The sequence below is a fragment of the Corynebacterium sp. genome (assembly GCF_030532195.1).
Lineage (GTDB): Bacteria > Actinomycetota > Actinomycetes > Mycobacteriales > Mycobacteriaceae > Corynebacterium.
Genome location: NZ_JAUNLP010000005.1, coordinates 201,031 through 210,574 on the forward strand (window position 1 = coordinate 201,031; position 9,544 = coordinate 210,574).

Here is a 9,544-nt window from a genome sequence, read left to right on the forward strand (position 1 = left end):
ATATTACCGTGGTGACTATGCAGCAGAAACCAAATCCCGCGCACCCCACCGGCCGCTACGCCCCCTCGCCGACCGGTCGGCTGCACCTGGGAAACCTGCGCACCGCGGTTCTCGCCTGGGCGCACGCTCGCGCGCAGGGTGGTCGCTTTATCGTGCGCATCGAGGACATCGACCGCCAGCGCTCCCGCCTCGAGCATGAGGCGCAGCAGCTCGCCGACCTCGAGACCATCGGCATTGACTGGGATGGCACGCCGGTTCGCCAGTCTGAGCGCTCTGACCTGTATGAATCCGCGCTTGCCAATCTCGCACAGCGCGGCATGACGTACCCATGCTTCTGCACGCGCCGCGAAATCCTCGCGGCCTCCTCCGCACCGCACGGCGTACCAGGCCAGTATCCCGGCACGTGCCGATCGCTTGACGACGATCGCCTCGCCGCGAAAAAGGCTGAGTTTGTGGCAGCCGGGAGAAGGCCGTCGATACGCCTTAAATCCCAGGTGAGTGAGGGCACTGCGATGGATGAGCTACACGGGGAGATTACCGCGCCCATCGACGATTTCATTCTCCAGCGTGCAGATGGCATGTGGGCTTACAACCTCGCGGTCGTTGTTGACGATGCCGAGCAGGGTGTGACCGAGGTTGTGCGTGGAGATGACCTGATGTCGTCGGCTCCGCGGCAGGCGTACTTGGCCGGGTTGCTCGGTCACGCTGCACCTTTGTTTGTGCACGTGCCACTGGTGGTGAACTCTGAAGGGCGGCGACTGTCCAAGCGCGATGGTGACGTGACTCTCGGCGAGGTGTCGGTGGATGCAGCGCAGCGGTGGATTTTGGATTCGCTGAGCGGCGGTGGCGGTAGTGATGGCGGTGGCGAAGAACTGGACTCCATCGCTGACCTCCCGGAAGCTCTGCGCGCGGGCCTGAAAATTCCGCGCGAACAGGTGGTTTTCTAGGGGCCGCCGAAAACTACGGCTAGCGTATACGTTAGGGGCAAGAGTGCGAATGTAATAAGTGCCGTCGTGATTACCAAACCGTTTGACCGGGCTTTTAGCGCTGTTAGGAAGCCGATTAGGCCGAATCCGAAGACTCCGACAGCGAGGGGTATTGTCCAGGCATCGGAGAGCGCAGTGCTGACGAAAAACAGACCAATGTAGCAAGTCAAGGCTAAGAGGAGTGCAGCAGCTGCGAGGTTGCGGAAGTGATTCATAATTCAGTCACCCTATAGCAAACAATTTATATTGTGAACAAATGAATGTGTAAAATCAATGCACCCCGGAAGCTCTGCGCGCGGGCCTGAAAATTCCTCGCGAACAGGTGGTTTTCTAGGGGGCTCGTCGTTACTCTCGGGGCATGCCTACTCTTCTAGTCGTTCACCATTCCCCGACCCCGCTTCTGCAGGAAGTCCTAAGTCATGTACTCAAGGGCGCCAATGACCCCGCGCTAGAGGGCGTGGATGTCAAAGTTGTCGAGGCTCTCGATGCCACCATCGACGACCTGACCAGCGCCGACGCTATCCTGCTGGGTACCTCCGCCAACTTCGGCTACATCTCCGGCGCGCTCAAGCACTTCTTTGACACCACCTTCCGCGAGGCTCAGGACGTCACTAAGGGCCTGCCATTTTCCTACTGGATTCGCGGCGGCTTCGACACCACCGGCGCGGAAAACGCCATGAAAACCATCACGACCGGCTACAAGTGGGAGCTTGCGGCCGAGCCCGTCGTGTTTGTCGGCGCGCTTGACGACGATCTGCCCGACCGTCTGGTCAATCTCGGTGGCACCATAGCTGCACAAATCTTGGGTTGATTGAACATTCGGTATCAATCCTGTGAAATAATGGCCCCATGAATGTTTCAGGGCCACAGTTGTCGCAGGTGACGTCGTTAAGCGAGAAAAACCGCAAGCCGATGATGAGCTTGCTGGGGCCTGCCTTCGTTGCCGCGATTGCCTACGTGGACCCTGGAAATGTGGCGGCGAACCTGTCTGCGGGCGCGAGCTATGGGTATCTGCTGCTGTGGGTGCTGGTGGTGTCCAACCTCATGGCGATGGTGGTGCAGTATCTGTCGGCGAAGTACGGCCTCGTGGCGGGGCGTTCGCTGACGGCCGGTGTCGCCGAGCGTTTCGGTTCGAATAAGTCCGGGCGGCTGGCCTACTGGTTGCAAGCCGAGATTGTGGCTGCAGCGACGGATGTGGCGGAAATTATTGGTGGTGCCACCGCGCTGCATCTGCTTTTCGGCACTCCCATGTTGCTCGGCGGCATTATTGTCGGCGTGGTGTCGCTGGGGCTGTTGTTGCTGCAGGGCGGGCGTTCGCAACGCACGTTTGAAGGCGTCATTGTGGCGTTCCTGCTGGTTATTACGGTGGGATTCCTGGCGGGGCTATTTGTCACCGGTTTGAGTGTCGGCGAGATGGCCAGCGGCATTATCCCGCGCTTCCAGGGTGCGCACACTGTCGTGCTGGCCGCGTCCATGCTGGGTGCGACCGTGATGCCACACGCGGTTTACCTGCATTCGGGACTCGTGCGCGACCGCGAATACGAGGTTGAGGACGATTCCTCGCTGCGCCAGCACCTGCGCGCCACGCGTATCGATGTCTTCGCCGCCCTCGTGCTCGCCGGCTCGGTGAATATCGGCATGCTGTGTCTCGCCGCCGAAGCTCTTCCGGGAGTGGAAGGGACGGACTCCATCGAAGGTGCTCACGCCGCAGTGACCAGCGCACTTGGACCGGTGGTGGGAGTGCTCTTCGCTGTCGGACTGCTGGCCTCCGGGCTGGCGTCATCCTCGGTCGGCTGCTACGCCGGCGACCTGATTATGCGCGACTTGCTGAAGGTGCACGTACCGCTTGTTGTCCGCCGCGCCGTCACCATCATTCCCGCGCTGCTGGTCATCGCCAGCGGTGTCGAGCCGACCTGGGCGCTGGTGCTCAGCCAGGTGGTGCTGTCGATTGGCATTCCATTTGCGCTGGTCCCGCTGGTGCGCATGACCTCCTCGCGTTCCGAGATGGGCATCTGGGCCAACACGCCCCTGCTGCGCTGGGTGTCGTGGGTTATCTGTGCACTGATTATCGCCCTCAACGTGGTGCTGGTGGTGCTGGTGTTGATGGGGGAGGCCGTCTAGGTAGTAGACAAAGCTGTCTAGTTGGTGTTAGGGTTAGCCACACGATCGCAAGATATCGACGAGAAATGGCCTTTGACAGCGTCGATAGGCAACCGCCCGATTCGCGGACTCGGTGCCCCAAAGGAAGATCAGCCCCACAGACCGCCTGTGAGGAAGAGCGAATAGGAGCGCAGAAATGCACACCACAATCAGCGATGTCCACATCATCAGCCTCAGCCGTCACACCGCAGACCTCCTTGTCGACGGCCGCCCCGTCGCCGTGCGCCTGCCCGCGGGCGCCATCGACCCCCACTCCCGGAATCTCGTCCCGCTGCCCGTCGACCCCGCCTTCTACGCCACCCTCCGCGGCCAACAACGCGCCGACTACCTAAGCGCCCACGTCCGCGACGGCGTGCGCTACGGGCGCATCCTCTGGCACGAGCTTGACGACGGTCGCCACTTCCTCACCATCCCCATCATCGGCGGCTACCTGGTGGAGCAGGTCTTTGAAATCCGCCGCAGCCGCGATGGAGCATGGAGCAGGCGGTAAGCGCCTCCGGATGCGAGGCCGAAACTTCCCGCCTAGCCTTGGGATATGCAGCTTCGAGACTCCGCCATGCCCCCGTTCTGGCCCACCGAAGGCGAAGGTGACTTCTTCACCGACCCCGCCGCCGCCGTCGACCGGCTCACCGAAATTCACCGGGCCGGGATGGCGTACTTGGTCGAGCAGTACAAGGAGCTAGCCCCCACTCCCGGAATTTCCGAATCCGGGAGTGGGCCGGTGCGGGCCTACTACCCCGAGCTGCGCTTCACCGTCCCCACCGGCAGCGCCGTCGAAGGTGTGGACCCCTCTCTGTCACACGGCTTCGTCGACCGTCCGGGAGTGTATGCCACCACCATCACCCGCCCGGTGATGTTCCGCACCTACCTCATCGAGCAAATCAACGACCTCCTGGCCAACCACGGCGGCGAAGTCGAGGTGCGTGTCTCCGATCAGCCCATTCCGCTGCGGATGTGCCGCGGATTCGACGCGGCTGCCGAGGAAGCGGCGGGGCGGGAAGGGGCGTCGGCAAGCGCGCTGGCGGCGGTCGAGAAAATGTTCACCCCTATTGACTCCGCCTGCATCGATGACACCATCGCCGACGGCGAGGCGGACTACCTCGGTCTTCCCATCAAACCTTTAAGCCTCTTTACCGCGCAGCGCACCGACCTCGCGCTCCAGCGTCTCGAGCACTACACCGGCTCCCACGCCGCAAACATCCAGCGCTTCGTGCTATTTACCAACTACCAGCTGCACACGGACGTGTTCCTCGACTACGCCCGCAGCCTCACTCCCGGAAATCCCCATGGCTACACCGCGCTGGTCTGCCCGGGCGGAAAGCGCTACGACGTCGGCGCCATCCCCACTCCCGGAATTTGCCGAGAGCGCGCGCACGCCTCGCAGATGCCCGCGTACCACCTGCTTCGCGACGATCAATGCGGCATCACCATCATCGACATCGGCGTCGGCCCCTCGAACGCCAAGACCATCACCGACTGCCTGGCCGTCACGCGCCCACACTGCTGGATGATGGTCGGCCACTGCGCCGGCCTCGACGGCCGAATGCGCATCGGTGACATGATTCTCGCCAACGGCTACGACCGCGCTGACGGCGTGCTGGACAACTACGTGCCCCTGGAAAAGCCCATCCCGCCGATTGCCGAGGTGCAGCTCGCCGTCACCAACGCCCTACGCCGCGTCTCCGGGCTCACCGGCGATGAGCTGAAAAAGCGCCTGCGCACCGGCACCGTGCTGTCGACCTCCGACCGCAACTGGGAGTGGCGCTCCCAGGCCGACCTCTACCGCGAGCTGCAGAAATCCACCGCCATCGGCGTGGAGATGGAATCCGCCACCGTCGCCGCCAACGGCTACCGCTTCCGCGTTCCCTACGGCGCGCTGCTCAGTGTCTCCGACATGCCACTGCACGACAAGCCCAAACTCCCGAAATCCGCCCGCGAGTTCTACCAGTCCTCCAAGGAGGAGCACCTCATGGCCGCCGTGCGCGCGTGTGAGGATATGGCCACCGCTCCCGACTCCCTCCACTCCCGGAAGTTGCGTCGTCCCGTTGGCGAGGTCGCGTTCCGGTAGGGCACTTTCGGGAGTGGGCAGTCAAGCCCATTTCCGCAGATTGTGCATGCTTTACGACGGCCTGTGGACAACGGCGAAAAGCGATTGAAGCCGACCTCACCTGCGCACTAGCCTTAGCTCCATGACGACATTGGGACTGCTCAGCGCGCTGGCGACACGGGGGATTGACGTGCTCGCCGACCTGCGCGCCGCACTCCCGGAAAAATCCACCGGGCACCGGGAGTTGGCAGCCAGCATCGGCTTCGACCCCTTCCGGCTCAAGCGCCTGCTGCGCTGCGCCGAGCGGCTGTTCGGCACGGTGGAAAAGGACGTGGATGTCGAAAGTCGCGACAAGGCCGTTACGATCGCCCGGGAGCTGAAGCTCTCGCTGGATACGGTGCTGCAAATCGACAAGCGCGCCGGCCAGCTCAATAACGTCGAAATCCGGGAGTACTACCGCCTGGATTTCACTCGCGCCGCCGCGGCCTACGACTTCGAGGGCCTCGACACCTACATGCGCACCAAGGTCAAGGAGCTCAACCGCACCGACGAGCCGCCGCAGCACCTGCGCGCTCACGTCTCCCGGAATCCCGACATCCGCGGGATGAAGCATCTGCAGGTCACCGGCCCAGCCAACATGATCGACGATTTGGTCGCGCCGCTGACCGTGCGCGCAGCCGAAATCGCCAAGGCGCACGAGGACTACACCCGCGATCGGTGCGTCGGTCAGGCGCTGGCAGAGCGCTTGGCGCACGGGGCGGTCGGTCCGCTTGACGACGTCGACAAGCTCCGTTACCAGCCCGCGCTCATCGTTACCGCGCAGGACATTGTGGAGTACAGTCCGCGGTTTGCAGCGACGTCGAACGGCTCGGTGCTCACTCCCGGACAATTCGTCGAGGCGCTGCTCGCGGAGACCGGCTGGGTGCTGGTCTACGACGAGCACAACACGCCGACCGACCTACTCCCGATGCACAACCCGCGCCTGGCGACGGAGGAGCAACGCATCGCGATGATCCTGGACAATCCGATCTGCGCGTGGCCCGGGTGTCCGCGCCCGGCGCACGCCGGCCAGGCGCACCACCTCGTCGCTCGAAAACACGGCGGCGCCACGACCATGGAAAACATGGTCATGACCTGCAAAGAACACAACGCCGCCAACGACGACGACAGGCAGGGGCTCAACGGTCATCTTGAGCGTGACGACGGCACCGGCGCGGTCTACCGTCGCCCGCCGTCTCCGCACGCACCGCCCGAATTCAACCTAGCCTTCCCGACAGCTCTCGCGGGGCGGGCCTACTCGGCCTACCGTCAGCGCGAATAGGTAGACAAATATACCCATGGGGGGTATATGTCGGGGTATGGCTAATCAAACTTTTACTGTTACTGGCATGACATGCGGACACTGCGAGGCATCGGTGCGGGAGGAAGTCTCTGAACTCCCGGGCATCACGGGTGTCGAGGTGGACCGCTCCCGGAATTTCCTCTCAGTTACGGCAGACGGAGACATTGACAACGCTGCAGTAATCGCTGCAGTGAAGGAGGCGGGCTACGAGGCTGTTGCCAACTAGCCCGTCTCCGTTCCCGAAAGGTAGGTATCCATGTCCGAGCAGCAACTTCTAAGCGTTGATATCCCCGTCGGCGGGATGACGTGTGCTTCCTGCGCCAACCGTATCCAGCGCAAATTGAACAAGCTGGAGGGTGTCACCGCGAGCGTGAACTACGCCACGGAGAAGGCACACGTTGAAGCGCCGGCGGACATTAACCCCCAGCAGCTGGTCGATACCATCGAGGCGGCGGGGTACACCGCCGAACTCCCGAAGGAAGATAAAGACGAGGAACCGGGAGCTGCTCCCGAAGAAAAAGACCGGGAGCTAGAAGGCCTCCGCAACCGCGTCATTGGCTCCGTCCTCCTCACCGTCCCCGTCATCGCGATGTCGATGATCCCCGCTCTCCAGTTCACCAACTGGCAGTGGCTGTGCCTGACACTGTCGGCGCCGGTGTTCGTCTGGGCCGGCTGGCCGTTCCACCGTGCAACGCTGAAGAATCTGCGTCACGGCGAGGTCACGATGGACACGCTCATCACGATGGGCACCACTGCGTCGTTCCTCTGGAGCTTGTGGGCGCTGTTCTTCGGTCGCGCCGGGCAGCCGGGACTCAAGCACGAGTTCCACTTCACCGTCACTCCCGGCCAAGCCGACATGAACATCTACCTCGAGGCGATGGCCGGCATTATCATGTTCGTGCTGCTCGGCCGCTACTTCGAGAAGCGCTCCAAGCGCAACGCAGGTCAGGCGCTCCGGGAGTTGATGAAGCTCGGCGCCAAGGACGTCACCATCCTCGAAAGTTCGGGAGTGGAGAAGCGCCTGCCCGTGGACCAACTCCGGGAGGGGATGACGTTCGTCGTCAGGCCTGGCGAGAAGATCGCGACGGACGGCGTCGTTGTCGATGGCGCGTCGGCGGTGGATGCGTCGATGCTGACCGGCGAGCCGATGCCTGTCGAGGTCAGCGCCGGCGACGAAGTCACGGGAGCGACGATTAACACGTCGGGTCGGCTGGTCGTGCGCGCCACGCGCGTGGGTTCCGAGACACAGCTCGCGCGGATGGCTGCGATGGTCGAGGCGGCGCAGACCGGCAAGGCGCCGGTGCAGCGTCTGGCGGATCGGGTTTCGGGAGTGTTCGTGCCCGCCGTTATCGCGATTGCCGTCGTCACGCTGATCGCGTGGCTGGTCACGGGGCACGGCGCGAGCGAGGCGGTGACGGCCGCCGTCGCCGTGCTCATTATCGCGTGCCCGTGCGCGCTTGGCTTGGCGACGCCCACAGCGCTCTTGGTCGGCACGAGCGAAGGCGCCAAGTCGGGTGTCCTTCTGCGCGGCCCGGAGGTGTTGGAAGAGGCGCGGAAGGTGGACACGATTGTGCTCGACAAGACGGGCACGGTGACCACGGGTGTTATGGAGCTGGTGGATGTTTCGCCGGCCGGGAGTACTACTCCCGGAAATCTCCTCGCCCTCGCGGCCTCCGTCGAGTCGGCCTCGCACCACCCGATTGCGCAGGCCATCGTGGATAAGGCCGACGCAAACGCCCTACTCCCGGTTTCTGATTTTCGGGATATTCCGGGAGTGGGGGTGGAAGGCACCGTCGACGGCCACCGCATCGAGGTCGGCCGCGCTCCGGAAAATTCCGGGAGTGGGGGGACCGTCGTGGCCGTGCGCCGCGACGGTGAGCACCTCGGCACGCTGACGGTCGCGGATTCGGTGAAGCCGACATCGGCTGCTGCGATTGCAAAATTCCGGGAGTGGGGGTTGCGCCCGATCCTGCTCACCGGCGATGCCGCCGGCCCGGCGAAGAAGGTCGCGGCGGAGGTTGGTATTGCGCCCGAGAATGTGATTTCGGGAGTGATGCCGGAGGATAAGGTCGACAAGGTCAAGCAGCTCCAGGCCGACGGCGCCCGCGTGGCGATGGTCGGCGACGGTATCAATGATGCTGCTGCTCTTGCGCAGGCTGATCTGGGCATGGCGATGGGCACGGGCACGGACGTGGCCATGGAAGCTGCAGATATCACGCTCGTGCGTGGCGATCTGCTGGCCGCCGCCGACGCGCTGCGCCTGTCCAAGCAGACGCTGCGCACGATTCGCTCGAACTTGTTCTGGGCGTTCTTCTACAACGTGCTGGCGATTCCGGTTGCCGCGCTTGGTTTGCTCAATCCGATGCTGGCGGGCGCTGCGATGGCGTTTTCCTCTGTGTTTGTGGTCGGTAACAGCCTGCGCCTGCGCGGTTTCACCCCGACCAATTCTCAGTCCACTCCCGGAAAGGAGCCAATTCATGAGTGAGCAGTGTTGTTCCGACCCGTCGTCTACGCACGCGCTTGACGACGGCACTTGCTGCCACGACACCACCGACCCCGGTTACCTCGCGGAGAAGCGTCGCTACGCATCTCGGGTGCGTCGTATTGAGGGGCAGGTTCGTGGCATTGGTCGGATGATTGAGAACGAGGAGTACTGCATTGATGTGCTCACTCAGATTTCGGCTGTGAATTCGGCGTTGCGGTCGTTGGCGCTGACTCTCCTGGATGCTCACCTTCATCACTGCGTGGTTCATGCGGCGGAAGGTGGCCAGGAGGAGTTGGATGCCAAGCTGGCGGAGGCGTCGGCGGCTATTGCGCGGCTGGCGAAGTAACTTCCGGGAGTGGGGGTGCGAACGTCGTAACGCAATAACCCGGTTATTGCCGCGTTTGCGCTGGTGAGAGCGTCGGTTTGGGAATTTCAAGGTTGTTGGGTAGTCTTTATCGACGTTGGAGGATTCGACTAGCGGCCTATGTCACACGCCTGGAACGCGTGCGGGAGTCACATCCCTC

At 63.1% G+C, this 9,544-nt stretch carries 9 protein-coding genes and 1 riboswitch; all 9 genes read left to right on the forward strand.

Going from position 1 to position 9,544, the window contains the following annotated elements; all coding sequences use genetic code 11:
• The first annotated feature begins 17 nt into the window (after window positions 1-17).
• The 9 genes from gluQRS to Q4E11_RS07335 all read left to right on the forward strand — a co-directional run bounded on the left by gluQRS (window position 18) and on the right by Q4E11_RS07335 (window position 9,366).
• Entirely contained in the window at window positions 18-947 is a 930-nt protein-coding gene (gene gluQRS / locus Q4E11_RS07295; protein ID WP_303164817.1) for a tRNA glutamyl-Q(34) synthetase GluQRS, read from the forward strand.
• 397 nt (window positions 948-1,344) lie between these two features.
• Window positions 1,345-1,797, forward strand: a complete 453-nt coding sequence (locus tag Q4E11_RS07300; protein ID WP_303164818.1) for a flavodoxin family protein — start codon at window positions 1,345-1,347, stop codon at window positions 1,795-1,797.
• A 101-nt stretch (window positions 1,798-1,898) separates the two neighbouring features.
• Window positions 1,899-3,107 (forward strand): Nramp family divalent metal transporter, encoded by a 1,209-nt coding sequence (locus Q4E11_RS07305; protein WP_303164833.1) that lies wholly within the window; start codon window positions 1,899-1,901, stop codon window positions 3,105-3,107.
• Window positions 3,108-3,150: 43 nt separating this feature from the next.
• Window positions 3,151-3,271: riboswitch (SAM riboswitch) on the forward strand.
• A gap of 11 nt (window positions 3,272-3,282) precedes the next feature.
• Window positions 3,283-3,636, forward strand: coding sequence for a hypothetical protein (locus Q4E11_RS07310; protein WP_303164820.1), 354 nt, complete (start codon window positions 3,283-3,285; stop codon window positions 3,634-3,636).
• A 66-nt stretch (window positions 3,637-3,702) separates the two neighbouring features.
• Window positions 3,703-5,214, forward strand: coding sequence for an AMP nucleosidase (locus Q4E11_RS07315; RefSeq protein ID WP_303164834.1), 1,512 nt, complete (start codon window positions 3,703-3,705; stop codon window positions 5,212-5,214).
• A 121-nt stretch (window positions 5,215-5,335) separates the two neighbouring features.
• On the forward strand, window positions 5,336-6,514 hold the full coding sequence (locus tag Q4E11_RS07320; protein ID WP_303164821.1) for an HNH endonuclease signature motif containing protein: 1,179 nt from the start codon (window positions 5,336-5,338) through the stop codon (window positions 6,512-6,514).
• 37 nt (window positions 6,515-6,551) lie between these two features.
• Entirely contained in the window at window positions 6,552-6,761 is a 210-nt protein-coding gene (locus Q4E11_RS07325) for a heavy-metal-associated domain-containing protein (RefSeq protein ID WP_303164823.1), read from the forward strand.
• Window positions 6,762-6,791: 30 nt separating this feature from the next.
• Window positions 6,792-9,020 (forward strand): cation-translocating P-type ATPase, encoded by a 2,229-nt coding sequence (locus Q4E11_RS07330; protein WP_303164824.1) that lies wholly within the window; start codon window positions 6,792-6,794, stop codon window positions 9,018-9,020.
• Entirely contained in the window at window positions 9,013-9,366 is a 354-nt protein-coding gene (locus Q4E11_RS07335) for a metal-sensitive transcriptional regulator (protein ID WP_303164825.1), read from the forward strand. The genes Q4E11_RS07330 and Q4E11_RS07335 overlap by 8 nt, the downstream gene beginning before the upstream one ends.
• The last annotated feature ends 178 nt before the right edge of the window (window positions 9,367-9,544 follow it).

Coding starts and splice junctions, on each gene's coding strand:
- gluQRS (WP_303164817.1), top strand. CDS start 18: ATGCAGCAGAAACCAAATCCCGCGCACCCCACCGGCCGCTACGCCCCC.
- Q4E11_RS07315 (WP_303164834.1), top strand. CDS start 3,703: ATGCCCCCGTTCTGGCCCACCGAAGGCGAAGGTGACTTCTTCACCGAC.
- Q4E11_RS07335 (WP_303164825.1), top strand. CDS start 9,013: ATGAGTGAGCAGTGTTGTTCCGACCCGTCGTCTACGCACGCGCTTGAC.
- Q4E11_RS07305 (WP_303164833.1), top strand. CDS start 1,899: ATGATGAGCTTGCTGGGGCCTGCCTTCGTTGCCGCGATTGCCTACGTG.
- Q4E11_RS07320 (WP_303164821.1), top strand. CDS start 5,336: ATGACGACATTGGGACTGCTCAGCGCGCTGGCGACACGGGGGATTGAC.
- Q4E11_RS07310 (WP_303164820.1), top strand. CDS start 3,283: ATGCACACCACAATCAGCGATGTCCACATCATCAGCCTCAGCCGTCAC.
- Q4E11_RS07325 (WP_303164823.1), top strand. CDS start 6,552: ATGGCTAATCAAACTTTTACTGTTACTGGCATGACATGCGGACACTGC.
- Q4E11_RS07300 (WP_303164818.1), top strand. CDS start 1,345: ATGCCTACTCTTCTAGTCGTTCACCATTCCCCGACCCCGCTTCTGCAG.
- Q4E11_RS07330 (WP_303164824.1), top strand. CDS start 6,792: ATGTCCGAGCAGCAACTTCTAAGCGTTGATATCCCCGTCGGCGGGATG.